The sequence below is a fragment of the Stenotrophomonas sp. STEN147 genome, assembly GCF_056757995.1.
The window spans coordinates 26,756-52,085 of record NZ_JBRRCG010000015.1; the positions used below are offsets into that span (position 1 = coordinate 26,756).

Here is a 25,330-nt window from a genome sequence, read left to right on the forward strand (position 1 = left end):
GGAATTCTCCGCTTACTTCGCGTCGCCGGCCGGAGCCGCAGGCGGGGCAGCGGCCGGCTTGGCCGGTGCGGCGCCCTTTTCGGTGGCGTTGACCGGCATGCCGGGGCCGATCTTCTGCAGGCCTTCGACGATGACCTTGTCGCCGGGCTTCAGGCCATCCTCGACCAGCCACTTGTCGCCGATGGTGCGGCTGACCTTGACCGGGCGGACTTCGACCTTGCTGTCCTTGCCGACCACCATCGCCGTGGTGTCACCCTTGGCATCGCGGGCGATGCCCTGCATCGGTACCAGCACCGCGTCGCTGCGCACGCCGCCACCGATCACCGCGCGCACGTACATGCCCGGCATCAGCAGGCCATCGGGGTTTTCCACCTTGACCCGCAGGCCGAAGCTGCCGGTGGCCGGATCGACGCTGACTTCGGAGAACTCCAGCGTGCCCTTGTGCTCGAAAGCGCTGCCGTCTTCCAGCAGGATGCTGACCGGCGTCTGCTGGTTGTCCTGCAGGCGGCCGGCGGCCAGCTCGCGGCGCAGTTGCAGCAGCTCGGCCGAAGACTGGGTGAGGTCGACATAGATCGGATCCAGCTGCTGCACCGTGGCCAGCGCGTCGGCCTGGCCGGCGTTCACCAGCGCACCCTGGGTGACGCTGGACTTGCCGATGCGGCCGCTGATGGGCGCGGTGATGCGCGCGTAGCCCAGCGTGACGTTGGCCGAATCCAGCGAAGCCCGTGCGGCGCCGACATCGGCCTCGGCCTGCTTCTGCGCGGCTACGGCGTTTTCCAGATCCTGCTGGCTGACCGCATCAACCTTGGCCAGCTCGGTGATGCGCTTGGCACTCAGGCGCGCGGCGTTGGCCGTGGCTTCGGCGCGGGCCAGCTGTGCGCGGGCACTGTTGGCCTGGGCGCGGTAGCTGGCGTCATCCAGCTGGTACAGCGGCTCGCCGGCCTTGACCATGCCGCCCTCGGTAAACAAGCGCTTGGCCACGATGCCGCTGACCTGCGGACGTACTTCGGCCACCAGGAAGGCATTGGTCCGGCCCGGCAACTCGCGGGTCAGGCCCACGGTCTCGGACTTCAGCGTGACCACGCTGACCTGGCCGGGCCCCTGTTCGGGGGCCTGGGGTTCGCCGCCACAGGCGGCCACGGTCGTGGCGATGGCCAGCGACAGCGCAAAGGGACGGATTCGGCTCAGCAACATGGGGAAGGCTCTTGGAAGGAAAAATCTCAGCAGGCGCTGATACGTCGGACACTTCCCGGGAACGGGTTGAGGCCTCTCGAACAACGCCACCCAGGCAGGCATGGGTGCCGGAACCGGACAGCCACGCATACGACGGGAACGATGGAGGCGAAATATACATACATGCTTGTTTGTTTGTAAACAGGTACAATTCAGCCACGTTTCACCCGTACTCGTACCCATGGCCCGCAAGACCAAAGAGGACACCCAGGCAACCCGGGAAGGCATCCTTGACGCCGCCGAAGCCTGTTTCCATGAACATGGCGTGGCCCGTACCACGCTGGAGATGATCGGTGCCCGCGCCGGCTATACCCGCGGCGCCGTGTACTGGCACTTCAAGAACAAGGGCGAGGTGCTGGCCGCGATCATCGAACGGGTGCACCTGCCTTTCATGCAGGAGCTGGAGCGCACCTCCACCGAGCAGCGCGATACGCCGGTGCACGATCTGCGCGCAGTGATGATCCATTCCTTCATCGAGCTGGCCGAAGACGAGCGCCTGCGCAAGACCATGGAGATCATGCTGCGCAGCGATGCTTCGGCCGATACCAAGGTGCTGACCGAACTCCAGCAGGCCGGTTTCCGCGATGCGCTGGACCGGATGGAGCGTGCGCTGCGACGCGCGCAGGCGCTGGGCCAGCTGCGCGAAGGTGCCGACCCGAAGATCGCCGCGCGCATGCTGCACGCGACCGTGCTGGGGGTGCTGCATGGCGCGATGGTCGAGCCGGATCTGATGGATCTCAAGCGCGACGGCATGCTCGCGCTGGACATGACCCTGGCCGCCTACGTGAAGGAAGGCGTGTTCGAGCCGGGCACCGTACCTGCGCCGTTGCCGGAGGCCTGAGCGCACAGGGGTCGGATCCCTCAAACAAGAAGGCCGCCTTTCGGCGGCCTTCTGCGTTACAGGATGTAGCGGCTCAGGTCCGGATCCTGCACCAGTTCACCCAGATGCGCATCGACGTAGGCGCTGTCGATGGCCAGGGTCTCGCCATCGCGGTCAGGCGCTTCGTAGCTGAGCGAATCCAGCAGGCGCTCCAGTACCGTATGCAGGCGGCGGGCACCGATGTTCTCCTGGCGCTCGTTCACCTGGAAGGCGATCTCGGCCAGGCGGTCGATGGCGTCGGCAGTGAAGCTGACCTTGACGCCTTCGGTGGCCAGCAGCGCTTCGTACTGCTTGGTCAGCGCCGCCTTCGGCTCGGTCAGGATGCGCACGAAATCACCCTTGCTCAGCGCGCCCAGTTCCACGCGGATCGGGAAACGACCCTGCAGCTCCGGAATCAGATCGCTCGGCTTGGCCAGATGGAAGGCACCGGAAGCGATGAACAGGATATGGTCGGTCTTGATCGTGCCGTACTTGGTCGACACGTTCGAGCCTTCCACCAGCGGCAGCAGATCGCGCTGCACGCCTTCGCGCGAGACGTCGCCACCCCCCACGTTGTCACCGCGCTTGGCAACCTTGTCGATCTCGTCGATGAAGACGATGCCATGCTGCTCGCAGGCTTCGATCGCCGCAGTGCGGATATCGTCCTCGTTGACCAGCTTGCCGGCTTCTTCCTCCAGCAGCAGCGGGCGTGCCGCCTTGATGGTCAAGGTGCGCTTGTGCGCCTTGGCACCACCGCCGAGATTGGCGAACATGGACTTCAGCTGCTGGCCCATCTCCTCCATGCCCGGCGGCGTCATGATGTCCATGCTGACGTTGGCGGCCAGATCCAGTTCAATCTCGCGCTCGTCCAGCTCGCCATTGCGCAGCATCTTGCGGAACTTGATGCGGGTTTCGTTGTCCTGTGCCGACGGCTCGTTGCGCGCCACTTCCGGGTCGAAACCGATGCCACCGCTGCGGCGTGGCAGCAGCGCGTCGAGGATGCGGTCTTCAGCACGTTCTTCGGCCTGGGTGCGCACGCGCACCTTGGCCTGCTCGCGGTACAGCTTGACCGCCGTATCGGCCAGATCGCGGATGATCTGTTCGACGTCCTTGCCGACGTAGCCGACCTCGGTGAAACGGGTCGCTTCGACCTTCACGAACGGCGCATTGGCCAGCGTGGCCAGGCGACGCGCGATCTCGGTCTTGCCGACGCCGGTCGGGCCGATCATCAGGATGTTCTTCGGCATGACCTCGTTGCGCAGCTCGGCCGGCAGCTGCATGCGGCGCCAGCGGTTGCGCAGGGCGATGGCCACGGCGCGCTTGGCGTCATGCTGGCCAACGATGTGCCGATCCAGCTCCTGCACGATCTCGCGCGGCGTCATGGTGGCGGAGGAAACTTCGATCTTCGACATGGATGGGCTCACGAATGCGTTGTCGATGACACCGGAACCAGACGGCCCGGCCGGTAGCGCCGGGCCATGCCCGGCGGATCAGGGAGCGTCACAGCTCCTCGACCACCACGTTGCGGTTGGTGTAGATGCAGATGTCGCCCGCGATGTTGATCGCTTCACTGGCGATGGTGCGCGCATCCAGCGCCGTGTGCGCCATCAGCGCGCGGGCCGCCGACAGCGCGTAGGAACCGCCGGAACCGATGGCGATGATGCCGTCTTCCGGCTCGATCACGTCGCCGGTACCGCTGATGATCAGCGAGGTTTCCTTGTCGGCCACGGCCAGCAGTGCTTCCAGCTTGCCCAGGCGACGCTCGGTGCGCCAGTCCTTGGCCAGCTCGACGGCGGCACGCTGCAGCTGGCCGTGCTTTTCCAGCTTGGCCTCGAACAGCTCGAACAGGGTGAAGGCATCGGCGGCCGCGCCGGCGAAACCGGCCAGCACCTGGCCATCGCGACCCAGCCGGCGCACCTTGCGCGCATTGCCCTTCATCACGGTGTGGCCGAGCGTGACCTGGCCGTCGCCGGCAATGGCCACATGCTCGCCGCGACGCACGCAGACGATGGTGGTGGCGTGGAAAACGTTGGGGTTCTGACTGGGGTCCATGCGGCCTCCGATAGCTGTTCCCGGGACATGGGGACAGCGCCGGGGCCGATCAAGCCTGCGCGGATGGCTGCCGTTCAGGGCTCGGGCGCCAGCGGCCGCTGCATCCGCCGGGCATGGCCCGGCGCTACCACCGCATCAGGGCATGGCCCGGCGCTACCACTGCCGCAGGGCGTGGATTGGCGCTACCGGCGGCGCTTGGCGCGCGGATGCGCAGCGTCGTAGACCTTGGCCAGGTGCTGGAAATCCAGATGGGTGTAGATCTGCGTGGTGGCGATGTCGGCGTGCCCCAGCAGTTCCTGCACGCCGCGCAGGTCGCCGGACGACTCGAGGATGTGGCTGGCGAAGCTGTGCCGCAGCATGTGCGGATGCACGTGCTTGAACAGCCCTTGCCGCTGCGCCAGCTGGCGGATGCGGATCTGCACCGCGCGCTGGCTGATCGGCCCGTTGCGGCCCGGAAACACCGGGGTGGCCGGGGCGCCGCCGCTTTCGCTGCGCCAGGCGAGCAGTGCCTCGCGCGCCGGCTTGCCGAACGGTACCCGACGCTGGCGGTTGCCTTTGCCCATCACGTTGACCAGTCCGCTGGCAAAATCCAGGTCACGCCAGGTCAATGCGCAGACCTCGCTCAGGCGCAGGCCGGAGGAATAGAACAGCTCCAGCAGCGCGCGGTCGCGTCGCCCCAGCTCGCCTTCCGGTTCCAGTTCGACCAGTTGCACTGCTTCATCGGCGTCGAGCACCTGCGGCAGCCTGCGCGGCGCTCGCGGTGCCTTCAGCGTTGCTGCTGGACTGACCTCGATGCGGCCATGCCGGAGCAGCCACGCATAGAAGCTGCGGCAGGCAGACAGCCGCCGCTGCAGGCTCTTGGCCGACAGGCCCCGGCGATGTTCATCGGCGACGAACTGTCGCACGGCGTCCGCATCCAGCGCCTCCACCGGCACGCCCCGCGGCTCGGCCCATGCCGCCAGCGCATCCAGGTCGCGACGGTAGGCGTCCAGCGTATGCGCCGACATCCGCCGTTCCACCTGCAGGTGCTGCAGGAACGCCATGACCGCGCTCATCGCCGCCGCGCTCCGCTCAGTCCTGGAAGCGCTTGAGGCCGGTGGCCAGGGCCTCGCCCATCATGCGCAGGAACAGCGTGCCCATGCCCGGATAGAAGCGGTTCGGGTCATGGCTGCCGACCGCGATCAGGCCTACACCCGGCAGCGGCAGCAGGGCGGTGGTCTGCACCTCCTCACTGCGCGCGCCATACAGCACCGCGTTCTTTTCCGGCTGCAGGCGGCCGCAGATCGGCTCACCGTCTTTCAGGCAATCACGGAAGGGGCCCAGGCGTGGATCGTCGGCCGCGATGACCTGCAGCCATTCAGCCTGTTCCAGCCCGGCCACCGGCACGTGCACGACCAGCCGCACCAGATCACCCGCAAAATCCTCCTGCAGCGAGGCGGCCATCGCACGCAGGGTATCGGCGGCACTGCCCTGCTTCATCAGTGCCAGCGTCAGCTGGTGGGTGCGCACCGCCAGCCGTTCGTTGACCTGGGCGGTCGCGCCCAGATCGGCCAACCGTCGCGCCAGCTCGCGGTTCTTTTCCCGCAGCAGCTCCAGCTGGTAGCTGGCCAGCGATGCAGTCGGGCCATCATCGCGCGGCACCACCAGGGTCAGCGCCAGGTCCGGAAACTGCTTGAGGAAGGCCGGATGGCGCCGCAACCAGGCAGCGACTTCGTGGGCCCCGAGCTTGTCGACGGTCTCAGTCATGCGATCCACTCCCCTTCGAAGACGAATGCGGTGGGGCCGGCCATCACCACGGGCTGCCCCTCGCCCGGCCACTGGATGCGCAGTTCGCCGCCGGGCAGGCTGATGCGTGCATCGCGCTGCAGGCGACCGCGCTGCATGAGGGTGACTGCGGCTGCACAGGCGCCGCTGCCGCAGGCGAGGGTCTCGCCGACGCCCCGCTCGAACACGCGCAACCGCGCATGGTCCGGCGCGATGACCTGGGTGAAACCCACGTTCACCGACTTCGGGAACGAGGCATGCTGCTGCAGCAGCGCGCCGACGCGCTCGACCGGCGCCGCATCGATCAGGCCCACCTCGATCACGGCATGCGGATTGCCCATCGACACCGCAGCAAACCGCACGCTCTCGCCCTGCAGCGGCAGCAGATACTCCTCGCGCGGGTGGGCAAAGCCGACCAGCGGCACGCTGGCAGGTTCGAATGCGGGTACGCCCATGGTCACCGCATACTGGCCCTGGCCCAGCACCTGCACCGCATGGCTGGCCAGTGGGCTGTCGATGACGAATGCATCGCCCTGGGCACTGCCCTCGCGCACCAGCCAGGCCGCGATGCAGCGCGCGCCGTTGCCGCACTGCTCGGAATTGGAGCCATCGGCGTTCCAGATCCGGTACGAGGCGACCGAGCCTTCGACGCGCGGGGCCTCGATGGTCAGGATCTGGTCGCAGCCCACGCCGGTGTGGCGGTCGGCCAGGCGCGCGGCCAGCTGTGGCGTGGGCGGCGCGGTGCCGTCGCGCAGGTCGATCACTACGAAATCGTTACCCGCGCCGTGCATCTTGCTGAAACGCAGCGCGATGGAACCGGTCTTACTCATTCCCGTCGTCCACCTGCTTCACCGGGTCCGGGGTCACCGACGGACTGCCGTCACCCGTGTCCTGGGTGGCAGGCGGGGTTGCTTCGCCGTCGGCATCGGTGGCCGGCTCGACGGTCTCTTCCACCGGCACCGGCTTCTGCGGCAGCACCAGCGGGCCCTTGTTGCCGCAGGCGGACAGGAACAGCAGCGAGGCCGCTGCCAGCGGAATCAGGATGGCGTTTCGATGGGGAATCTTCATGCCCCGAGTATAGCCACTGCCGGCTGAGCGGTTGGTGGAGGGTACGGCCCCCATGGCAGCGCCGGGCCATGCCCGGCGGAAGGGTCAGTCCTGCGGCGGCAGCGGCCGCGTCCACAGCCAGATCGCCACCACGGTCATGCTGCCGATGGAGAACCACTTCACCCAGGCGATCGGCACGCACCACAGCATGATCCCGGCGCAGACCGCCATGGTGATCGTGGCCATCCATTTGCCGTAGCGGCTGACCGCGCCATGCGCCTGCCAGTTGCTGATGGCCGGCCCGAAGCGCGGATGCTGCAGCAGCCAGGCATGCAGCCGCTCGGAGCCGCGCGAGGCGGCCCATGCCGAGATCAGGATGAATACGGTTGTCGGCAGCCCCGGCACGAAGATGCCGACAATGCCGGTACCGAGACTGACATAGGCGAGCAGCCACCATGCCCAGCGGAAACGCACCGGCCGGCGGGTCGGGGCTGCGTCCTGGGCGGCAGGCGGTTCAGGCAGGCTCATGACCGCAAGGATAACGGTTCGGGGTGCCCGGCAACGCCCGGCACCCCGCCGCGATCACGGTGCTGCGATACCCAGCTGCTGCAGCACGAAGGCATACGATTCGGACAGCTCGCGGTAACGCTGGAAGCGACCCGACTTGCCGCCATGGCCGGCCTCCATGTTGGTGCGGAACAGGATCGGGTAATGGCCAGTGTTGTCGTCGCGCAGCCTGGCCACCCACTTGGCCGGTTCCCAGTACTGCACCTGCGAATCCCACAGGCCGGTACCGACGAACAGCGCCGGATAATCCTGCTTCCTGACATTGTCGTAGGGCGAGTAGGAGAGCATGTAGTCGTAGTACTGCTTCTGCTCCGGGTTGCCCCACTCGTCGTACTCGTTGGTGGTCAGCGGGATGGTCGGATCCAGCATGGTGGTGACCACGTCCACGAACGGCACCTGCGCCACCATCACCCGGTAGTCCTGCGGCGCCTGGTTGGCCACCGCCCCCATCAGCAGGCCACCGGCACTGCCACCGGACGCGGCCACGCGATCCTTCGCCGCCCAGCCCTGCGCCACCAGTCCACGGGTAACGTCGATGAAGTCGTTGAAGGTGTTCTGCTTGTGCAGCAGCTTGCCGTTCTCGTACCAGTCGCGGCCCATCTCCTGGCCACCGCGGATGTGGGCGATGGCATACACCACGCCGCGATCGAGCAGGCTCACTGCCGTCTGGTTGAAGTACGGGTCCATCGACATGCCGTAGCTGCCGTAGGCGTACTGGAACAGCGCGCCCTTGCCGTCCTTCTGGTAGCCCTTGCGGTAGACCAGCGACACCGGCACCTTCACGCCATCGCGCGCGGTGATCCAGACGCGTTCGGTTTCGTACTTCGATGCGTCATAGCCGATCACCGGCTGCACCTTCAGCTGGCGGCGCTCGCCGGTGGCGGTGTTCAGCTCGAACACGGTGGTCGGGGTGGTCATCGAGGTGTAGACGTAGCGAAGCCACGGCGTATCGGCCTCGGTGTTGTCGCCCAGGCCCATGGAATACGCCGGCTCATCGGCCTTCACGTAGTCGCTGCGGCCATCCTTGAACAGCAGGCGGATGCGCTCCAGGCCTTCAGAGCGCTCGGCAATGGCGGTGAAGCCATCAAACAGCTCGAAGCCTTCGATGAACACCGCATCGTCATGCGCGATCCAGTCCTTCCACTGCACACGCGAGGTGGCATCGGTCGGTGCGGTGACCAGTTTGAAGTTCTTTGCACTGTCGTTGGTACGTATCACCCAGCGGCCATCGTAGTGGTCGGCGTCGTACTCGACGTCGCGCTGGCGTGGCGCCAGCACGGTGAACGTGGTCGGGTCGCTGGCCGGCGCGTAGCGCTCTTCCGACGACACAGTACTGTGCACGCCGATGGTGATGAAGCGGTCGTCGCGGGTGCGGCCGATGCCCATGTAGAAGCTGTCGTCCTTCTCTTCGTAGACGACGGTGTCGGCGCTGGCCGGGGTGCCCAGCACGTGCTTTTTCACGCGCACGGTCAGCAGCGTTTCCGGATCGTTCTCGACGTACAGCACGGTGCGGTTGTCGTCGGCCCAGACCAGGTCGCCGGAACTGCCGGTGATCACGTCGGGCAGCACCTGCCCGGTCCGCAGGTCCTTGAAGCGGATCGTGTACTGGCGACGGCCCACGTCATCGTCGGCCCAGGCCAGCAGCTGGTTGTCCTGGCTGACTTCCATCGAGCCGACATTGAAGTAGCCCTTGCCGGCGGCCATTGCGTTGACGTCCAGCAGCACTTCTTCGGCGGCATCCATGCTGCCCTTGCGGCGTGCGTGGATCGGGTAGTCCTGCCCGGTCTCGAAGCGGCTGTAGTACCAGTAGCCGCGCTCGCGCGCCGGCACGCTGGAATCATCCTGCTTGATGCGGCCGACGATTTCCTTGTACAGCGCGTCTTCCAGCGGCTTCAACGGCGCCAGCACCTGGTCGGCATAGGCGTTCTCGGCCTGCAGGTAGGCCAGCATGTCCTTGTTCGCGCGCTTGTCGTCACGCAGCCAGTAATAGTCGTCGTTGCGGGTCGCGCCGAACGGGGCCTTGACCTCGTGCGGATGCCGGGCGGCGTCCGGCGGAACAGGCAGGGGGGCGGCGGTAGCGGTGCTGGTCATCAGGCTGGCGAGCAACAGGCAGAGGGTGGACTTCATGAGATAAGGCTCCAGGCGCTTCAATGCAATGGTCTTCGACGGGATCGGTTCCCTTTCCCCTAACAGCGATCTGACCCCAATCCCGTCGGCACCACAACCCTGCAGGTCGTCACGGTGCGGGTCCGCTGGCAGCGGTCGGCGTACCATGGGCGCATGAGTACCCTGCCCCACCCGCCGGTCTACAGCCGGCGCAGCCATGAAATCGCTCCTTTCCACGTGATGTCCCTGCTGGCCCGCGCGCAGGCGCTGGAACAGGCCGGCCACGATGTCATCCACCTGGAGATCGGCGAACCGGACTTCACCACGGCCGGGCCGGTGGTGCGTGCCGGCCAGGCGGCCCTGGCCGCCGGGCACACGCGCTACACCGCCGCACGCGGCCTGCCTGCGCTGCGCCAGGCGATCAGCGGTTTCTATCGCAGCCGTTACCGGCTGGATGTGGATCCGGAACGCATCCTGGTCACTCCTGGCGGCTCCGGCGCGCTGCTGCTGGCCAGCAGCCTGCTGGTCGACCCGGGCCGGCACTGGCTGCTGGCCGATCCCGGCTATCCCTGCAACCGGCATTTCCTGCGCCTGGTGGAAGGTGCCGCACAGCTGGTCCCGGTCGGTCCACAGACCGCTTACCAGCTCACACCCTCGCTGGTGCAACAGCACTGGAACACGGACAGCGTCGGCGCACTCGTCGCCTCGCCGGCCAACCCCACCGGCACGGTGCTGTCGGCCGATGAACTTGCGGCGCTGTCACGCGCACTGCACGCACGCGGCGGGCACCTGGTGGTGGACGAGATCTATCACGGCCTGACCTACGGCGTGGACGCCGCCAGCGTATTGCAGGTCGATGACAGCGCGTTCGTACTGAACAGTTTCTCGAAGTACTTCGGCATGACCGGCTGGCGCCTGGGCTGGCTGGTGGCGCCGCCCGCAGCGGTGCCCGAACTGGAGAAGCTGGCGCAGAACCTGTACATCAGTGCGTCGAGCATCGCCCAGCATGCAGCCCTGGCCTGTTTCACCGATGAATCGATGGCGATCTTCGAACAGCGACGGGAGGCCTTCCGCCGGCGTCGCGATTTCCTGTTGCCGGCGCTGCGTGAGCTGGGCTTCCGCATCGAGGTGGAGCCGCAGGGCGCGTTCTATCTGTACGCCGATGTCAGTGCGTTCACCGATGATGCCCAGGCGTTCTGCGCGCACTTCCTGGAAACCGAGCATGTGGCCTTTACCCCGGGCCTGGATTTCGGCTTCCACCGCGCCAACCAGCATGTGCGCCTGGCCTATACCCAGGAGATCCCGCGGCTGCAGGAAGCGGTGGAGCGCATCGCGCGCGGGCTGCAACATTTCCGGTAGCGCCGGGCCATGCCCGGCGAGCGCGCAGCGCCGCCCATGAAAAACGCCGCCCGGGGGCGGCGTTCTTCATTTCGTCATTTACCGCCCAGGCGCTCCCACAGGAAGCTGTAGGCCAGGGCCGCCATGTGCGCGGCCTGCGCGTTGTTGGCTGCGCCGCCATGACCACCTTCGATGTTCTCGTAGTAGGTCACATCCTTGCCGGCGTCGATCATCTTCGCCGCCATCTTGCGGGCATGGGCCGGATGCACGCGGTCATCACGGGTGGAGGTGGTGAACAGCACCGGCGGGTAGTTCTTCTTCGCGTCGAACAGGTGGTACGGCGAGAAGGTCTTGATGAACTCCCAGTCGCTGGTATCGGGGTTGCCGTACTCGGCCATCCACGACGCGCCGGCCAGCAGATGGCTGTAGCGCTTCATGTCCAGCAGCGGAACCTGCACCACCACCGCACCGAACAGCTCCGGGTACTGCGTCAGCATGTTGCCGGTCAGCAGGCCGCCGTTGCTGCCGCCCTGCACGCCCAGGTGCCTGGCACTGGTGATCCTGCGCTTGACCAGATCCTGTGCCACCGCGGCCATGTCCTCGTAGGCCTTGTGACGATTCTGCTTCAGCGCCGCCTGGTGCCAGCGTGGGCCGTACTCACCGCCACCACGGATGTTGGCGACCACGTACACACCGCCCTTCTCCAGCCAGGCGCGGCCCATGCCACCGGAATAGCCGGGTGTCAGCGAAATCTCGAAACCGCCGTAGCCGTACAGCAGGGTCGGATTGGAGCCGTCCAGCTTCATGTCCTTGGCATGCACCACGAAGTACGGCACGCGGGTGCCATCCTTGCTGGTGGCGAAGTGCTGCTCGATCACCTTGCCCTCGGCATTGAAGAAGGCCGGCATGGTCTTCAGCGTTTCCGGTGCCTTGCCGATCTCGGCCAAAGCCAGGGTGGTCGGCGTCAGATAGTCGGTGGCAGTCAGCCAGACCGCATCGCTGTCGTCGCTGTCCACTGCGCCCACGGCCAGAGTGCCGAATGCCGGCGCGCCGACAAATGCGCTCTTCTGCCAGCCATTGGCGCCCGGGGTCAGCACGGACAGGCGATTCTTCACATCGTCCAGCACGTTCAGGACGAGGTGGTTCTTGGTCCAGGTCGCACCGGCCAGCGAGGTGGTCGCGGTCGGGGTGAACAGGACCTCGAAGTCACGCTTGCCGGCCAGGAAGTCATCGAGCCGGGTCGCCAGCAGCGAGCCGGACGCGTACGTCTTGCCACCCACGGTCCAGGCGTCGCGCAGCTCCAGGGTCAGCCACTGCTTGTGCAGGCCCTTCTCGGCGGAGTTCGGCGCATCGATCTTGGTCAGCGTGCCATCGTCGCCGCGCAGGTAGACCTCATTGTTGTAGAACGCCAGCGTGCGGCTGACCAGGTTGCGCTCGAAGCCCGGGGTGTCATCGTGCATCGCCGCGATGTACATGTCCTCCGGCTTGCCTTCGTACACCACGCTGGCCGACGACATCGGCGTCCCACGCTTCCACAGCTTGGCCACGCGCGGGTAACCGGAGGTGGTCATGGTGCCGGCACCGAAATCGGTGTAGACGAACACGGTATCGCGATCGATCCAGTTCAGGCCGCCCTTCGACTCGGGACGGAAGAAGCCATCCTCGATCCAGCGCTTCGTCGACAGATCGAACTCGCGGGTGACATCGGCATCCGCGCCGCCGCGTGACAGCGCGATCAGGCAGCGGCTGTAGTCCGGGCGCAGGCAGTCGGCGCCGTGCCAGACCCAGTTCTCGCCCTCGGCCTTGTTCAGTGCGTCCAGGTCAAGCACGGTTTCCCACTGTGGCGAGGCCTTGCGGTACTCGGCCAGGGTGGTGCGCCGCCACAGGCCACGTTCGTGCTGCTTGTCCTTCCAGAAGTTGTAGTAGTAGTCGCCGATCTTCTGCACGCCGGGAATCTTGGCATCCGAATCGAGCACCTCACGGATGCTGGCCTCCATCTGCCTGAAGGCCGGAGTCTGCGCCAGGCGCGCCTCGGCCTTGGCGTTCTGTTCCTTGACCCAGGACAGCGGCTTGTCGCCGGTGACGTCCTCCAGCCAGGCATAACGGTCGGTATCTTCAGCAGCCACGGCGGTCCCCACCGAGGCAGCGGTCATCATGCCGGCCAGCAGGCAGGCGGAAGCGAGTCGTGACATTGCAGCTCCAGGCAGTCATAAGCCGTGGAACGCTAGCACGGATCCGGACACCGCCCCCGTGTCGAAGGTCAGGCCGCCGCCGACGCGCCGCGCCGGCCGCGCGCGCCGGCTGCGCTCCGGCGGCGCGCCTGTCCACCGGTACGACGCGACGACCGCCGCCGCAGCGACGGCAATGGGCAGCGCAGCAACGCCCACCAGGCCACCAGCGGCATGCCGATCAGCCACAGGGGCAGCCAACCCAGCCAGGCATTGCTGCCACGGGCGGCCGGCCACACCAGGACCAGTGCGACGCCGGCCAGTGCCAGGTGCTGTACACCCCGCAGCAGGCGCGGATCGGCGCGTTCGCTGACGCGTTCAGTCGAGGGGCGGCGTGTGAGGCGTGCGCTCATGCGGGTTTCTCCGGTGGACAATGCAACACAGCTTGGGCAAGGGCCTTCTCATACGCTGCGACACCATTGACGGACCGCGTGCACACAGTCGACCATGCGCGTGCAAGCCCACTGGAGCCCGCTCCCGCATGACTTCGATCCGCCCGCTCTGCGCCGTGCTGCTGGCCCTGTCCCTGGCGGGCCCGGCGCTGGCTGCCAGCGATCCGCCGTCGCCGCGTGCCGCGGCGCCCCGCGCCCCCGATCCGAACGCGCCGATCGACCTGCAACGTTTCATGGGCACCTGGTACGTGATCGGCCGCGTGCCGAACTTCGTCGAGCGCGGTCACGTTGCCAGCGTCAACGAGTACGCGCTGCGCGACGACCACAAGGTTGCCATCACCTACCGCTACCGCAACGGTTTCAGCGAACCGCAACAGGAGATCCGCGCGCGTGCCAGCGTCGACCCGGACAGCGGCAACCATGGCTGGCGGACCTGGTTCTACCGCGTGGTGCCGACCCATTCGCGCGTTCTGGAAGTGGCGCCGGATTACTCCTGGGCACTGATCGGCTATCCGGGCCGCGAGATGGCGTGGATCTTTGCCCGCCGGCCTGACATGGACAAGACGCTGTACAAGGAGCTGGCCGAGCGCCTGCGCGACGAGTACGGAGTGAATACCGACAAGCTCAAGCGGGTGCCGCAGCGCCCGGACCAGGTCGGCAAACTGGGCTACGAAGTGCCAAACGCACGGTGAGATGGCCCCGCCGGGCATGGCCCGGCGCTACGGGAACGTCCGCGTGGCAGGGTAGCGCCGGGCCCAGCCCGGCGGACGGACCACTTACCAGCGGGTGTAATGTGCGACCAGCCGGTCGCCGAGCATCTGCAGCAGCTGCACCAGCACCAGCAGCAGCACCACGGTCACCAGGGCGACGTCGGTGTGCGAACGCTGGTAGCCATCACGGAACGCCAGATCGCCCAGGCCGCCCGAGCCGATCGCACCGCCCATGGCGGTGAAGCCGATCAGCGCAACGGTCGTGACCGTGGCACCTGCGATCAGGCCCGGCCGCGCTTCCGGCAGCAGCACACGGGTGACCAGCTGCCATGTGGTTGCGCCCATCGCCTGGGTCGCCTCGATCACCCCACGGTCCACTTCGCGCAGCGCGGTTTCCACCAGCCGCGCATAGAACGGTGCGGCACCGATCACCAGGGGCACGATCGCGCCGCGAACACCCAGCGACGTTCCCATCATGAACAGCGTCACCGGAATCAGCACGATCATCAGGATGATGAAGGGCACCGAGCGCAGCAGGTTGACCACCAGCGCCAGCACGCCATAGGCGAACGGACGACGCTTCATCTGCGGCGCACCGAACAGGTACAGCAGCACGCCCAGCGGCAGCCCGATGGCCAGGGTCAGGGGCAGCGAACCGGCCAGCATCAGCAGAGTGTCGATGGTGGCCTGGCCGATATCGGCCCACTTGCCGGCGTCCAGGTGGCGGAAGAATCCGTCCGCAGCAGCAATGATCATCGACGCAGTTCCTCGACATGCACGCCAGCGGCCACGAACGCGGCCTGCGCGGCGGCGTGATCGCCACCGACCAGGGCCACGACCAGTTGGCCATACGGCGTGTCCTTGATCCGGTCGATACGCCCGGACAGGATGTTGTAATCGACCCCGGTCTGGCGCGCGATGCTGCCCAGCAGGGGTTCGTAGGTATCGCCACCGAGGAAGGTCAGGCGCACGATGCGCCCACTCACGGCGTCGAAATCACGGTGCAGCGTTCCTTCGTCCACATGCTCCGATTCGCTGACGAAACGGCGGGTGGTGGGATGCTGCGGATGCAGGAACACCTGGGTGACCGGACCGGTCTCCACCAGCTGGCCGGCATCGAGCACCGCCACCCGGTCGCAGACGCGGCGGATCACATCCATCTCGTGGGTGATCAGCACGATGGTCAGGCCCAGCTCGCGGTTGATCTTCGACAGCAGCGCCAGCACCGACGCGGTGGTCTGCGGGTCGAGAGCACTGGTGGCCTCGTCGCACAGCAGGATCTGCGGACGGGTGGCCAGGGCACGGGCGATGCCCACGCGCTGCTTCTGGCCTCCGGACAGCTGCGCCGGGTACTTCTGTGCGTGTGCCTGCAGGCCGACGGTCTGCAGCAGTTCGGCCACCCGGCTGTCGATCTCCGCCTTCGGTGTACCGGCCAGCTCCAGCGGGAAGGCGACGTTGCCCGCCACCGTGCGCGAGGACAGCAGGTTGAAGTGCTGGAAGATCATGCCGATTCGCCGACGCAGCGAGCGCAGGCCGTCGGCATCCAGCGTGGTGATGTCCTCGCCGCCGATCAGCAGTCGGCCACCGGAAGGCTCTTCCAGGCGGTTGATCATGCGGATCAGCGTCGATTTGCCGGCACCGGAATGACCGATGATGCCGAAGACCTCGCCGGCCTCGATGGTCAGGTCCAGCGGTTGCAGCGCGCTGACCGCGCGGCCGGCAACGGCATAGGATTTGTGCAGGCGCTGGAACTCGATCACGGGAGCGGCTCACCGGCAGGCGACAGAAGGGGGCGTGCAGCCTACCAGCGCCGGCGGTCGCGCGCCCGCGCCATGGACCAGAATGTTATTCCTTTTGGTTCTAAGACGCCTCCTCCGGCAGGGGCTCTGACCCCGCTCCCGGCCAAACCGGTTCAGGGATGATCCAGCGGCTTCGGCGGCTGCTGGCGGTTCACCCGCTCGCGGTGCAGCAGGTACAGGCCCGACGCCACGATGATCGCCGCCCCCACCCAGGTGTAGCCGTCCGGCAACTGCCCCCAGAAAGCCAGATCCCATCCGATCACCCAGACCAGGCCGCTGTACTCCAGGGGCGCGATCATGGATGCCTCGCCCAGCTGGAAGGCCTTGGTCAAGGCGATCTGACCCAGCGCACCGGCCAGCCCCATGCCTGCGATCAGCGGCGCGTGCGCCAGCAGCAGCGGCCTCCAGCCGGGAATCGCCAGCAGGCCCGCGCCGATCGCCATGATGACCAGGAACCAGACCACCATCGACTGCGAGGTGTCGGTACGGGTCAGCAGGCTGACCGTGATCGCGGCAACGGCGTAGGCGGTGGCCGCGGCCAGCACCATCAGGCCCGGCACCGAGATGAACCCATCCACGCCGGGCCGCAGCACCACCAGCACGCCGACCAGGCCGATGCCGATGGCCACCCAGCGACGCGGTCCGACCCGTTCGCCCAGCAGCGGCACCGACAGGGCCGCGATCAGCAGCGGCGCGACGAAGTAGATGGTGTAGGCGGTGGACAGTGGCAGATCGCGCAACGCGAACACGAAGCAGCCGATCATCGCCATGCCCAGCGCGCCACGCAGCAGATGCAGGCCCCAGCGACGTGGCACCAGAGACCGCGGGCCCGCGCTGACCAGCACCCAGACCAGCACGAACGGCAACGACGCCGCGCCGCGCAGGAAGGTCACCTGCAGGGTGGGATAGCTGGCCGCCAGCTGCTTCATGCCGGCGTCCATCAGGGAGAAGCAGGCGACCGCGGCGACCATCCAGGCCACCGCGCGCGAGGGGGAGCGTTGCACGTTCATGGCCCATTATCGCCGAGCCAGCGGCGGGATGCCGTTGCTGCGACGCCCGGCACCACGGGAAGCGGGCACGCTGGCCGGCGCGATAGAATGCCCGCACTGAATTCTGTGGAGCATCGCCCATGCCTTCCTTCGACGTCGTCTCCGAAGTCGACACCCACGAGCTGACCAACGCCATCGACCAGGCCAACCGCGAACTGAGCACCCGCTTCGATTTCAAGGGCGTGGACGCCAAGTTCGAGCGTGATGGCGATGTCATCAACCAGTTCGCGCCGACCGAGTTCCAGCTCAAGCAGATGAACGACATCCTGCGTGCGCGTCTGGCAGCGCGCGGCATCGACGTGCTGAGCCTGGAGTTCGGCGACATCGAGACCAATCTGGCGCAGGCGCGGCAGAAGATCACCGTCAAGCAGGGCATCGAGCAGAAGGTGGCCAAGAAGATCGCCGCCGCACTGAAGGACGCCAAGCTGAAGGTGGAAAGCCAGATCAATGGCGACAAGCTGCGCGTGCAGGGCAAGAAGCGCGACGATCTGCAGGACGCGATCGCAGTACTGAAGGCCGGCAAGTTCGAGCTGCCGCTGCAGTTCAACAATTTCCGCGACTGACTGCTCCGCCGGGCGTGGCCCGGCACCGCGCTCGATCAATCACGCAGCAGCTTGTACAGCGTGGTGCGCGAGATGCCCAGCTGGCGTGCGGCCAGACTGAGATTGCCGTCCGCCGCCTGCGCCGCCCGGCGCGCCGCTTCACGCTGCTGATCGCGCAGCGCCGGCGCCGCCATCGTCGCCGGTGAAGACCGTCGCACGCTGTTGCCAGCGACCTTGCGCGGCGCCTGCAGATGCTGCAGGTAGATCGCACTGCCCTCGCCCAACCGGACCCGATGCGGCGCCCCCGGCTGCAGCAGGCGCCGCCGCTGTGCGGCACTGGCACCGGCAAACACCGCTGCAAGATCCAGCAACGGCAGTGGCCCGCGCCGCGGCAGGCCCAACAGACGCCGGGCCACACGGTTGGCGGCGCGCAGCTGGCCATCCTCCTGCACCGCCAGCAGCCCCTGCAAGGGTGACGCCAGCCAGCGCGGATCATGCTGCAGCGCCAGCAGGTGCACATCGGCAAGCGTGTGGAACAGGCGATTCTCGCTGGCCAGTGCGGCCTGTCGGAAATAGCCCTGCAGCAGCGAAGGATCGCGCTCGCCCAGCCCGGTGATATCGATCACCCCGCATACCTGCCCGTCGAGATCGTGCAGGGGTTCACTGAGGCAGAACACCGGAGCAAAACGCTGCAGGTAATGTTCATTGCCGCGCACCAGCGCAGGCAGGTCGTCGGCCAGGCTGACCGCCGGCGCGGTGGTGCCGATCTCGCTTTCGCCCAGCCGCCGCCCGACCTGGATCGGCCGCAGCAGGGGCGAGTCTTCCAGGCCATGCGCCTGCTGCGCGATCACCATGCCCTCGCGGTTGGCGCAGAACATCGTCCAGCCACGTCCCCCGAAAGCGGCCCACAGCTGTTCCAGCTCCGGTTGCACGCAGCGCGCCAGGCGACGGTCGTCGCGCTGGGGCAGATGCCGGCCATCGCTCTGCAACGGCAGGTAGACCGGTTCCTGCCCGGGCTGCAGGCCAGCCGCGCGCGAGCGCATCCACGACTGCTGCAACGGCTGCGGCAACACGTTCAATGAGCGCGCATCGCCCTCGGCAAAGGCCGCGCGTACCGCTACCAGCTGCTGTTGCCCTACGGAGGTTGCGATCATGGGCGCAGCGTACACCCGCCAGCGGCAACACCACGTTACGCTCCGATGAGGTATTGGCCTGCGGTTGCCGCCCATCCGGCAGGTGCAGGGCGAAGCCCTGCAGCCCTGCCCTCAGATCACGCCGCGATACGCAGGATCGGCTTCAGGGTGATGCCCCGGGTGCTGTCCTCGGCCGCCTGGTTGATCTGCTCCAGCGGGTAGAACTTCACCAGCCTGTCGAACGGGAAGCGGCCCTGCTGGAACAGCGTGACCAGCTGCGGAATGAACACCTGCGGCACACTGTCACCTTCCACGATGCCACGGATGCTGCGGCCACCCAGCAGCAGGTTGTTCACGTCGAAACTGGCGGTCGTGCCCAGCTTCGGTGCACCGACCACGCCCATCATGCCCAAGCCCCCCAAGGCCTCGATACCCGCAGAGAGCACCTCCGGGCGACCGGTCGATTCCAGCGCGAAATCAGCGCCACCGCCGGTGATGGCGCGCACGGCCTCGACCACATCGGTCTCGCGGCTGTTGACCACGTGGGTGGCGCCCAGCTCCAGCGCGAGTGCCAGCCGCGACGGCACCACATCGATGGCGATGATGGTCGTGGCACCGGCGACCTTGGCCGCCATCACCGCACTCAGACCGACTGCGCCGGCACCGTAGCTGGCAAAACTGCTGCCCGAGCGTACCTTCAGCGAATTGAGTACCGCGCCGGCACCGGTCTGGATACCGCAGCCCAGCGGGCCCAGCAGTTCCAGAGGCGCATCGTCGGGCACCTTGATCGCATTGATCTCGCGCGCCAGCGCATAGGTGGCAAACGAAGACTGCGCGAAGAAATGGTCGTGCAACGGCTGACCCTGCGCATCGGTGATGGCGGTATGGCCGTGGCCATCATCGCCACCAAAGTTCAGCGCGAAGAAATCCCTGCAGTAGGCGCCATGACCGCCCCGGCACGGATTGCAGTGGCCGCAGGCGCCATAGGTCAGCACCACGTGATCCCCTGCTTTCAGTTCCTTTACGTTGGGGCCGACCGCCTCCACGACGCCGGCGCCTTCGTGACCCAGCACCGCGGGCAACGGCACCGGGTAGTACTGATCGCGCACGATCAGGTCGGTGTGGCACAGGCCGGTGGCTACCACCTTCACCAGGACCTCATCCTCCTGCGGGCCGCGCAGCCGGGCCTGCTCGATGACGAAGGGTTGTTCCTTGCCGCGGACCACTGCAGCGGTGATCTCGCGTGTTGTCGTATTGTCGTTCATCGTGATGGCTCCTTCGATCAGATCGGATAAGCGGGCGCCTCGCCCTTGACGGTCAACCACTGCCACTGCGTGAACTCCTCCCAGTTGGCGGGGCCGCCGATACTGGTGCCATTGCCGGATGCTCCGACGCCGCCAAAGGGATTGATCACCTCGTCGTTCACGGTCTGATCGTTAATGTGCAGCAGCCCGGTGCGCAGGCGCTCACCGAGCTTCAGTGCGCGGCCGACATTGCTGGAAACGATGGCCATCGACAGGCCGTACTCGCTGTCGTTGGCCAGGCGCACGGCATCGTCGTCATCGTCGAACGGCACCACCACCGCCACCGGCGCGAAGATTTCTTCGTTGAACGCCGGATTGTCAGCGGCGACGTTGCCAAGCACGGTCGGCGCGAAGAACAGATCGCGATGGATACCTCCGGCCTCCAGCGAGGCACCGGCCTGCACTGCCTGCGCGACCACGCGCGTGGCGTGGTCGCGCTGGCCGGCATTGATCAGCGGACCGATCGCCACGTCTTCGCGCGCCGGATCGCCCACCTTCAATGAATTGGCCTTGGCCACCAGCTTCTGCAGGAACGCGGCGTGGATCTTCCGCTGCACCAGCACGCGGCCGGTCGCCATGCAGATCTGGCCCTGATGCAGGTAGACCCCCCACGCGGTGTTGGCCACCGCCAGGTCGAGGTCGGCATCGTCGAGGATGATCAGCGAGTTCTTGCCGCCCAGCTCCAACGAGACCTTCTTCAGATGCTTGCCCGCCGCTTCTCCGACCTTGCGCCCGGCGGCGGTGGAGCCGGTGAACTGGATCATCGCCACGTGCGGATCGCTGGTCAGCGCAGCGCCGGCCGCGCCATCACCGGGCAGCATGTGCAGAACGCCTGCCGGCAGGCCGGCCTGCTCGAACAGGCGTGCGATCACCGCCCCGCCGCACACCGCTGTGCGCGGGTCAGGTTTGAGTACCACCGCGTTGCCCAGTGCGATGGCCGGCGCCACCGCGCGCATGGCCAGATACAGCGGGAAGTTGAAAGGCGAGATGACCCCTACCACGCCCAGCGGTCGGCGCCGCGCCAGATTCAGCCGGCCCGGCTCGGAAGGCAGAATCTCGCCGGTGCTGCGCGACGGCAGCGCCGCAGCCTCGTGCAATGCCTTGATGGTCACCTTGGCTTCGAAACCGGCCTTCAGGCGGGTGGAGCCGCTTTCGCGTACCAGCCATTCGACCAGGGTGTCGATGTGTTCTTCGGCCAGGCGTGCCGCTTTGCGCAGCACTTCAGCGCGCTGTTCGTACGGCGCCGCCGCCCACGCCTGCTGCGCCTGCGCAGCGGCCGCCGCCGAGCGCGCCACCTGCGCCGGGTCGGCCAGGCCGATCTGGCCGAGCGTGTTACCGGTGGCCGGCTCGATCACCGGCTGCCGTTGCGCGGCCGCCTGCCACCGGCCATCGAAGAGGGCGCCGGCCCAAAGGGCGTCCGGCAGCCACGGAGAAGATGCAGTCATGGGTGTCCTCCTGTGTCGTGCGTCCATTCCACGCCTACCGCCCGCAGCAGGCAATCGGCCATCTGCCGGTGGCCTGCAAAGGCTTGAATCGGCGGGGATTTGCAGCATGGCGACTGTCCAGTTCCTGCACAGTGAACAGCGCAGCGGCGGCACACTGCCTACAATGGCGACCTCGCCCGCCGATGTGCCCGCCATGACCGATACCGCCCTGCCCACCGACGACCCGATCGCCGCCACCCGCCTGTGGCTGGAGCGCATCGTCATCGGCCTGAACCTGTGTCCGTTCGCCAAGGCCGTATATGTAAAGGACCAGGTCCGCTTCGTGCTCAGTGATGCCACGACCCCCGAAGCACTGGTCGAACAGCTGGCCGAAGAACTGGTGCTGCTGCGGGACACGCCGGCCGAGCAGATCGACACCACCCTGATCGTGCACCCGCAGGTGCTGACGGATTTCCTGGACTACAACGACTTCCTCGACAACGCCGACGCGGCGATCGAGGCGCTCGATCTGCAGGGCATCCTGCAGGTGGCCAGCTTCCATCCGGACTACCAGTTCGAAGGCGTGGCCGCCAACGACGCCAGCAATTACACCAACCGCGCGCCCTATCCCACGCTGCACCTGCTGCGCGAGGACAGCGTGGCACGCGCGGTGGACGCCTTCCCCGATCCGGACGTGATCGTCGAGCGCAACATCCAGACGCTGGACCGCATCGGCGTGGACGGCTGGCATCGCCGCCTGCGTGGCGAAGACCTGTCATGAGCGCGGCTCCGCCGATCGCTGCCTGGCCTGCCGCGCCGCTGGCGGGCAAGGTGGTGCTGGTCACCGGTGGCGCCAATGGCATCGGCCGCGGCATCGCCCAGGCCGTGCTCGGTGCCGGCGGCCGCGTGCTGATCGGTGATCTGGATACGGAAGCCGGCCACGCCTGCCTGGCCGAATGGCAGCGCGATGACGATGCGGCGTTCCAGCCCCTGGACATCACCGACGAAGCCAGCGTGCGCGCGTTCATCGCCACGGCGGTGCAGCGGTTTGGCGGCATCGATGGCCTGGTCAACAATGCCGGCATCGCCGGTGCGCACGGTACGCCGCTGCAGGACATGGCGTGGGACGAATGGCAGCGCCGCCTGTCATCGCTGCATGGCGCGTTCCTGTGCAGCCGGCATGCCCTGCCGGCACTGTCATCCGGTGGCGCCGGCGCCATCATCAACATCGCCTCGACCCGCGCCCGGCAGTCCGAAGCCCATAGCGAAGCCTATGCCGCGGCCAAGGGCGGACTGGTGGCCTTCACCCACGCGCTGGCAATCAGCACCGGACCGGCGGTACGGGTGAACAGCATCAGTCCGGGCTGGATCGGCACCAGCGAGTGGCAGGCGCCCTCCCGGCGCCATGCGCCCGAGTATTCGGCCATCGACCACGCACAGCATCCGGTCGGCCGCGTCGGCCGCCCGGAAGACATCGGCGCGCTGGCGGTGTATCTGTTGTCGCCGCTGTCCGGATTCACCACCGGCCAGGATTTCATCGTCGACGGCGGCATGACCCGCAGGATGATCTACGCCGAATAGAGCACCGCTTTCCGGTGGGTGCGGACCTTGGTCCGCACCATTGCCAGGAAGTGCCAACCAAGGTTGGCACCTACCAGAGCGGCTTACGCCATGCCCGAATGGCGCAGCAGCGCATCGATCTGCGGCGCACGGCCACGGAAGGCCTTGAAGTTCTCGGCCGCTGGACGGCTGCCCCCGCGCGAGAGGATCTCGTCGCGGAAACGTGCACCGGTCGCGGCCAATGCCTGCGGTGCTTCCTCGAACGCCGCATAGGCATCGGCACTGAGCACCTCGGCCCATTTGTAACTGTAGTAGCCGGCCGCATAGCCACCGGCGAAGATGTGGCTGAACTGATGCGGGAAGCGGTTCCAGGCTGGCGGATGATTCACCGCCACTTCGCCGCGCACGCGCTCCAGCAGTGCCAGCACGCTGTCCTGCGTGGGCTCGAACTGGCTGTGCAGCAGCATGTCGAACAGGCCGAACTCCAGCTGGCGGACAGTCGCCATGCCGCTGTGGAAATTGCGCGCGGCCAGCATGCGCTCATACAGCGCACGTGGCAGCGGTTCACCCGTGTCCACGTGCGCGGTCATGCCCTGCAGGTGGTCCCATTCCCAGCAGAAGTTCTCCATGAACTGGCTGGGGAGCTCCACCGCGTCCCATTCCACGCCATTGATGCCGGCCACACCCAGCTCACCGATCCGGGTCAGCAGCTGGTGCAGGCCATGGCCCATTTCATGGAACAGCGTGGTCACTTCATTGTGGCTGAACGTAGCCGGCCTGCCGTTGGCACCGCGACCGAAGTTGCACACCAGATACACCAGCGGCGTCTGCACACTGCCATCGGCACGCTCGCGCCGGTTGCGGCAATCGTCCATCCACGCACCGCCGCGCTTGCCCTCGCGGGCGTACAGATCCAGATAGAACTGGCCTACCAGCGCGCCCTGCGCATCGACCAGGCGGAAGAAGCGTACGTCCTCGTGCCAGACCGGCGCGCTGTCCTCCTGCACGCGCAGTCCATACAGCTGCTCGATCACCGAGAACAATCCACCCAGCACCTTCGGCTCGGTGAAGTACTGTTTCACCTCCTGCTCGGAATAGCTGTAGCGCGCCTGCTTCAGGCGATCAGCCGCGAACGCCAGGTCCCAGGCCTGCAGGCTGTCGATGCCCAGGTGTTCACGCGCGAACTGCTCCAGCTCGGCACGGTCCCTGGCCGCGAACGGCTTGGCGCGCGCCGCCAGGTCACGCAGGAAGCCCAGCACTTCGGCCGGGTCCTGCGCCATCTTGGTGGCCACCGAGTAGTCGGCGTAGGAATCAAAGCCGAGCAGTGCGGCCAGTTCGGCACGCAGGGCCAGGATGCGGTCGATGTTGCCGCTGTTGTCCAGCGCGTCATCGCCGAATTCGGAAGCGCGCTGCGCGCTGGCCCGGTACAGGATCTCGCGCAGGTCACGGTCTTCGGCCCAGGTCTGTACCGGCAGGTAACACGGCATCTGCAGCGTCAGCTTCCAACCGTCCCTGCCATCGTTCGCCGCTGCCGCACGCGCGGCAGCCTTCACGTCGTCCGGCACGCCGGCCAGGCGTGCTTCGTCTTCCACGATCAACGACCACGCATCGGTGGCGTCCAGCACGTTCTGCGAGAACTTCGCGGACAGCGCCGACAGTTCTTCCTTGATCGCGGCGAACCGCTGCTGGGCGTCCGGCGCCAGCTCCGCGCCCCCCAGGCGGAAGTCGCGCAACGTATTGTCCAGCACCTTGCGCCGGGCCTCATCGAAGGTCCCCGCCTCCGGGCCGGTGGCCAGTGCCTGGTACTGGCGGTACAGCGCCAGGTTCTGGCCCAGCGCACTGGCGAAGCGGGTCACCCGCGGCAGGTTGCTGTTGTAGGCCTCGCGCAGTTCCGGCGTATTGACCACGCCCTGCAGGTGGCCGACCAGGCCCCAGGCGCGCCACAGCCGCTCGGTGGCATCTTCCAGCGGGACCACGAAGGTGTCCCAGCGGACCGGCTGCACCTGCTCGGCTGCGTTGACGGCGGCCTCGGCCTCGGCCAGCAGCACGTCCAGCGCCGGCGCCACGTGCTCGGGGCGGATCGCCTCGAAGCGCGGCAGGCCGGAGAAATCGAGCAGGGGGTTGGCAGCGGTCACGGCAGATCTCCAGTTACGGGCCCGAGGGGCGGGCAGCCCAGTGGATATGGCGCTGGCCGGGGCCGCAGACAAGGGGTGCGCGCCGATC

At 67.1% G+C, this 25,330-nt stretch carries 24 protein-coding genes and 1 pseudogene; 7 read left to right on the forward strand and 18 right to left on the reverse strand.

The window, feature by feature from the left end; genetic code table 11:
- Positions 1-12 precede the first annotated feature (12 nt).
- A complete protein-coding gene (smeD, locus tag ACVOKU_RS14295) occupies positions 13-1,194 on the reverse strand; it encodes a multidrug efflux RND transporter periplasmic adaptor subunit SmeD (RefSeq protein WP_065175174.1) in 1,182 nt (393 codons plus the stop codon).
- 220 nt (positions 1,195-1,414) lie between these two features.
- Here smeD and ACVOKU_RS14300 point away from each other — a divergent pair, with 220 nt between their 5' ends.
- The gene (locus tag ACVOKU_RS14300) at positions 1,415-2,074 is read left to right on the forward strand and encodes a TetR family transcriptional regulator (protein ID WP_481560242.1); all 660 of its coding nucleotides are present in this window, start codon (positions 1,415-1,417) and stop codon (positions 2,072-2,074) included.
- 56 nt (positions 2,075-2,130) lie between these two features.
- On the opposite strand, the gene hslU is transcribed toward ACVOKU_RS14300, so the two are convergent.
- The 8 genes from hslU to ACVOKU_RS14340 form a co-directional block, all read right to left on the reverse strand.
- Complete coding sequence (gene hslU / locus ACVOKU_RS14305; RefSeq protein WP_053520175.1) at positions 2,131-3,504, reverse strand: ATP-dependent protease ATPase subunit HslU; 1,374 nt, start codon at positions 3,502-3,504, stop codon at positions 2,131-2,133.
- A gap of 88 nt (positions 3,505-3,592) precedes the next feature.
- Positions 3,593-4,144 (reverse strand): ATP-dependent protease subunit HslV, encoded by a 552-nt coding sequence (gene hslV, locus ACVOKU_RS14310; protein ID WP_053520176.1) that lies wholly within the window; start codon positions 4,142-4,144, stop codon positions 3,593-3,595.
- Between the two features lie 182 nt (positions 4,145-4,326).
- Entirely contained in the window at positions 4,327-5,199 is an 873-nt protein-coding gene (gene xerC, locus ACVOKU_RS14315) for a tyrosine recombinase XerC (protein ID WP_053520177.1), read from the reverse strand.
- Between the two features lie 16 nt (positions 5,200-5,215).
- Positions 5,216-5,890 carry a DUF484 family protein gene (locus tag ACVOKU_RS14320; RefSeq protein ID WP_065175177.1) on the reverse strand — a complete coding sequence of 225 codons (675 nt, stop codon included), beginning with the start codon at positions 5,888-5,890 and terminating at the stop codon, positions 5,216-5,218.
- Entirely contained in the window at positions 5,887-6,738 is an 852-nt protein-coding gene (gene dapF / locus ACVOKU_RS14325) for a diaminopimelate epimerase (RefSeq protein ID WP_481560243.1), read from the reverse strand. Before dapF ends, ACVOKU_RS14320 begins: the two co-directional genes overlap by 4 nt.
- Positions 6,731-6,976: an LPS translocon maturation chaperone LptM gene (lptM, locus tag ACVOKU_RS14330; protein WP_481560244.1), complete on the reverse strand. Its 246-nt coding sequence runs from the start codon at positions 6,974-6,976 to the stop codon at positions 6,731-6,733. The genes dapF and lptM overlap by 8 nt, the downstream gene beginning before the upstream one ends.
- A gap of 84 nt (positions 6,977-7,060) precedes the next feature.
- Positions 7,061-7,483: a YbaN family protein gene (locus ACVOKU_RS14335; RefSeq protein ID WP_053520181.1), complete on the reverse strand. Its 423-nt coding sequence runs from the start codon at positions 7,481-7,483 to the stop codon at positions 7,061-7,063.
- 54 nt (positions 7,484-7,537) lie between these two features.
- A complete protein-coding gene (locus ACVOKU_RS14340) occupies positions 7,538-9,613 on the reverse strand; it encodes a S9 family peptidase (protein ID WP_481560245.1) in 2,076 nt (691 codons plus the stop codon).
- Here ACVOKU_RS14340 and ACVOKU_RS14345 point away from each other — a divergent pair.
- Together ACVOKU_RS14345 and ACVOKU_RS14350 are read left to right on the forward strand one after the other, a co-directional pair.
- Positions 9,591-9,656, forward strand: a pseudogene (locus ACVOKU_RS14345) (hypothetical protein); the annotation flags it as partial. The gene ACVOKU_RS14340 and the pseudogene ACVOKU_RS14345 sit on opposite strands and share 23 nt — an antisense overlap.
- Positions 9,657-9,802: 146 nt before the next feature.
- Positions 9,803-10,987, forward strand: coding sequence for a pyridoxal phosphate-dependent aminotransferase (locus tag ACVOKU_RS14350; RefSeq protein WP_481560246.1), 1,185 nt, complete (start codon positions 9,803-9,805; stop codon positions 10,985-10,987).
- Between the two features lie 74 nt (positions 10,988-11,061).
- Here ACVOKU_RS14350 and ACVOKU_RS14355 read toward each other — a convergent pair whose 3' ends face one another.
- Positions 11,062-13,158 carry a prolyl oligopeptidase family serine peptidase gene (locus ACVOKU_RS14355; RefSeq protein ID WP_481560247.1) on the reverse strand — a complete coding sequence of 699 codons (2,097 nt, stop codon included), beginning with the start codon at positions 13,156-13,158 and terminating at the stop codon, positions 11,062-11,064.
- 68 nt (positions 13,159-13,226) lie between these two features.
- On the reverse strand, positions 13,227-13,547 hold the full coding sequence (locus tag ACVOKU_RS14360; protein WP_481560248.1) for a hypothetical protein: 321 nt from the start codon (positions 13,545-13,547) through the stop codon (positions 13,227-13,229).
- A gap of 128 nt (positions 13,548-13,675) precedes the next feature.
- Here ACVOKU_RS14360 and ACVOKU_RS14365 point away from each other — a divergent pair, with 128 nt between their 5' ends.
- Complete coding sequence (locus ACVOKU_RS14365) at positions 13,676-14,278, forward strand: lipocalin family protein (protein WP_053519815.1); 603 nt, start codon at positions 13,676-13,678, stop codon at positions 14,276-14,278.
- Positions 14,279-14,362: 84 nt separating this feature from the next.
- Here the strand turns inward: ACVOKU_RS14365 and ACVOKU_RS14370 are convergent, their stop codons facing one another.
- The 3 genes from ACVOKU_RS14370 to ACVOKU_RS14380 all read right to left on the reverse strand — a co-directional run bounded on the left by ACVOKU_RS14370 (position 14,363) and on the right by ACVOKU_RS14380 (position 17,105).
- Positions 14,363-15,052: a methionine ABC transporter permease gene (locus ACVOKU_RS14370; RefSeq protein ID WP_481560249.1), complete on the reverse strand. Its 690-nt coding sequence runs from the start codon at positions 15,050-15,052 to the stop codon at positions 14,363-14,365.
- A complete protein-coding gene (locus ACVOKU_RS14375) occupies positions 15,049-16,056 on the reverse strand; it encodes a methionine ABC transporter ATP-binding protein (protein ID WP_053519817.1) in 1,008 nt (335 codons plus the stop codon). Before ACVOKU_RS14375 ends, ACVOKU_RS14370 begins: the two co-directional genes overlap by 4 nt.
- A 152-nt stretch (positions 16,057-16,208) precedes the next feature.
- Positions 16,209-17,105, reverse strand: coding sequence for a DMT family transporter (locus tag ACVOKU_RS14380; RefSeq protein ID WP_065175182.1), 897 nt, complete (start codon positions 17,103-17,105; stop codon positions 16,209-16,211).
- A gap of 119 nt (positions 17,106-17,224) precedes the next feature.
- Here ACVOKU_RS14380 and ACVOKU_RS14385 point away from each other — a divergent pair, with 119 nt between their 5' ends.
- Positions 17,225-17,707, forward strand: coding sequence for a YajQ family cyclic di-GMP-binding protein (locus ACVOKU_RS14385; protein ID WP_053519819.1), 483 nt, complete (start codon positions 17,225-17,227; stop codon positions 17,705-17,707).
- 35 nt (positions 17,708-17,742) lie between these two features.
- Here ACVOKU_RS14385 and ACVOKU_RS14390 read toward each other — a convergent pair whose 3' ends face one another.
- From ACVOKU_RS14390 to ACVOKU_RS14400, 3 genes are all read right to left on the reverse strand, one after another.
- Positions 17,743-18,840, reverse strand: a complete 1,098-nt coding sequence (locus ACVOKU_RS14390; protein ID WP_481560250.1) for a helix-turn-helix domain-containing protein — start codon at positions 18,838-18,840, stop codon at positions 17,743-17,745.
- Positions 18,841-18,956: 116 nt separating this feature from the next.
- Positions 18,957-20,084 (reverse strand): NAD(P)-dependent alcohol dehydrogenase, encoded by a 1,128-nt coding sequence (locus ACVOKU_RS14395; protein ID WP_481560251.1) that lies wholly within the window; start codon positions 20,082-20,084, stop codon positions 18,957-18,959.
- A gap of 17 nt (positions 20,085-20,101) precedes the next feature.
- Positions 20,102-21,568 carry a benzaldehyde dehydrogenase gene (locus ACVOKU_RS14400; RefSeq protein ID WP_481560252.1) on the reverse strand — a complete coding sequence of 489 codons (1,467 nt, stop codon included), beginning with the start codon at positions 21,566-21,568 and terminating at the stop codon, positions 20,102-20,104.
- Between the two features lie 193 nt (positions 21,569-21,761).
- Here ACVOKU_RS14400 and ACVOKU_RS14405 point away from each other — a divergent pair, with 193 nt between their 5' ends.
- Both ACVOKU_RS14405 and ACVOKU_RS14410 read left to right on the forward strand, forming a co-directional pair.
- The gene (locus tag ACVOKU_RS14405; protein ID WP_164150708.1) at positions 21,762-22,328 is read left to right on the forward strand and encodes a DUF1415 domain-containing protein; all 567 of its coding nucleotides are present in this window, start codon (positions 21,762-21,764) and stop codon (positions 22,326-22,328) included.
- Positions 22,325-23,128, forward strand: coding sequence for an SDR family oxidoreductase (locus tag ACVOKU_RS14410; RefSeq protein WP_481560253.1), 804 nt, complete (start codon positions 22,325-22,327; stop codon positions 23,126-23,128). The genes ACVOKU_RS14405 and ACVOKU_RS14410 overlap by 4 nt, the downstream gene beginning before the upstream one ends.
- A gap of 83 nt (positions 23,129-23,211) precedes the next feature.
- Here ACVOKU_RS14410 and ACVOKU_RS14415 read toward each other — a convergent pair whose 3' ends face one another.
- Positions 23,212-25,242, reverse strand: coding sequence for a M3 family metallopeptidase (locus ACVOKU_RS14415; protein ID WP_481560254.1), 2,031 nt, complete (start codon positions 25,240-25,242; stop codon positions 23,212-23,214).
- Positions 25,243-25,330: the final 88 nt, after the last annotated feature.

Excerpts from the sequence above, each read along its gene's own strand:
- smeD (WP_065175174.1), bottom strand. The coding sequence starts at position 1,194 with ATGTTGCTGAGCCGAATCCGTCCCTTTGCGCTGTCGCTGGCCATCGCC.
- ACVOKU_RS14300 (WP_481560242.1), top strand. The coding sequence starts at position 1,415 with ATGGCCCGCAAGACCAAAGAGGACACCCAGGCAACCCGGGAAGGCATC.
- hslU (WP_053520175.1), bottom strand. The coding sequence starts at position 3,504 with ATGTCGAAGATCGAAGTTTCCTCCGCCACCATGACGCCGCGCGAGATC.
- hslV (WP_053520176.1), bottom strand. The coding sequence starts at position 4,144 with ATGGACCCCAGTCAGAACCCCAACGTTTTCCACGCCACCACCATCGTC.
- xerC (WP_053520177.1), bottom strand. The coding sequence starts at position 5,199 with ATGAGCGCGGTCATGGCGTTCCTGCAGCACCTGCAGGTGGAACGGCGG.
- ACVOKU_RS14320 (WP_065175177.1), bottom strand. The coding sequence starts at position 5,890 with ATGACTGAGACCGTCGACAAGCTCGGGGCCCACGAAGTCGCTGCCTGG.
- dapF (WP_481560243.1), bottom strand. The coding sequence starts at position 6,738 with ATGAGTAAGACCGGTTCCATCGCGCTGCGTTTCAGCAAGATGCACGGC.
- lptM (WP_481560244.1), bottom strand. The coding sequence starts at position 6,976 with ATGAAGATTCCCCATCGAAACGCCATCCTGATTCCGCTGGCAGCGGCC.
- ACVOKU_RS14335 (WP_053520181.1), bottom strand. The coding sequence starts at position 7,483 with ATGAGCCTGCCTGAACCGCCTGCCGCCCAGGACGCAGCCCCGACCCGC.
- ACVOKU_RS14340 (WP_481560245.1), bottom strand. The coding sequence starts at position 9,613 with ATGACCAGCACCGCTACCGCCGCCCCCCTGCCTGTTCCGCCGGACGCC.
- ACVOKU_RS14350 (WP_481560246.1), top strand. The coding sequence starts at position 9,803 with ATGAGTACCCTGCCCCACCCGCCGGTCTACAGCCGGCGCAGCCATGAA.
- ACVOKU_RS14355 (WP_481560247.1), bottom strand. The coding sequence starts at position 13,158 with ATGTCACGACTCGCTTCCGCCTGCCTGCTGGCCGGCATGATGACCGCT.
- ACVOKU_RS14360 (WP_481560248.1), bottom strand. The coding sequence starts at position 13,547 with ATGAGCGCACGCCTCACACGCCGCCCCTCGACTGAACGCGTCAGCGAA.
- ACVOKU_RS14365 (WP_053519815.1), top strand. The coding sequence starts at position 13,676 with ATGACTTCGATCCGCCCGCTCTGCGCCGTGCTGCTGGCCCTGTCCCTG.
- ACVOKU_RS14370 (WP_481560249.1), bottom strand. The coding sequence starts at position 15,052 with ATGATCATTGCTGCTGCGGACGGATTCTTCCGCCACCTGGACGCCGGC.
- ACVOKU_RS14380 (WP_065175182.1), bottom strand. The coding sequence starts at position 17,105 with ATGAACGTGCAACGCTCCCCCTCGCGCGCGGTGGCCTGGATGGTCGCC.
- ACVOKU_RS14385 (WP_053519819.1), top strand. The coding sequence starts at position 17,225 with ATGCCTTCCTTCGACGTCGTCTCCGAAGTCGACACCCACGAGCTGACC.
- ACVOKU_RS14390 (WP_481560250.1), bottom strand. The coding sequence starts at position 18,840 with ATGATCGCAACCTCCGTAGGGCAACAGCAGCTGGTAGCGGTACGCGCG.
- ACVOKU_RS14395 (WP_481560251.1), bottom strand. The coding sequence starts at position 20,084 with ATGAACGACAATACGACAACACGCGAGATCACCGCTGCAGTGGTCCGC.
- ACVOKU_RS14400 (WP_481560252.1), bottom strand. The coding sequence starts at position 21,568 with ATGACTGCATCTTCTCCGTGGCTGCCGGACGCCCTTTGGGCCGGCGCC.
- ACVOKU_RS14405 (WP_164150708.1), top strand. The coding sequence starts at position 21,762 with ATGACCGATACCGCCCTGCCCACCGACGACCCGATCGCCGCCACCCGC.
- ACVOKU_RS14410 (WP_481560253.1), top strand. The coding sequence starts at position 22,325 with ATGAGCGCGGCTCCGCCGATCGCTGCCTGGCCTGCCGCGCCGCTGGCG.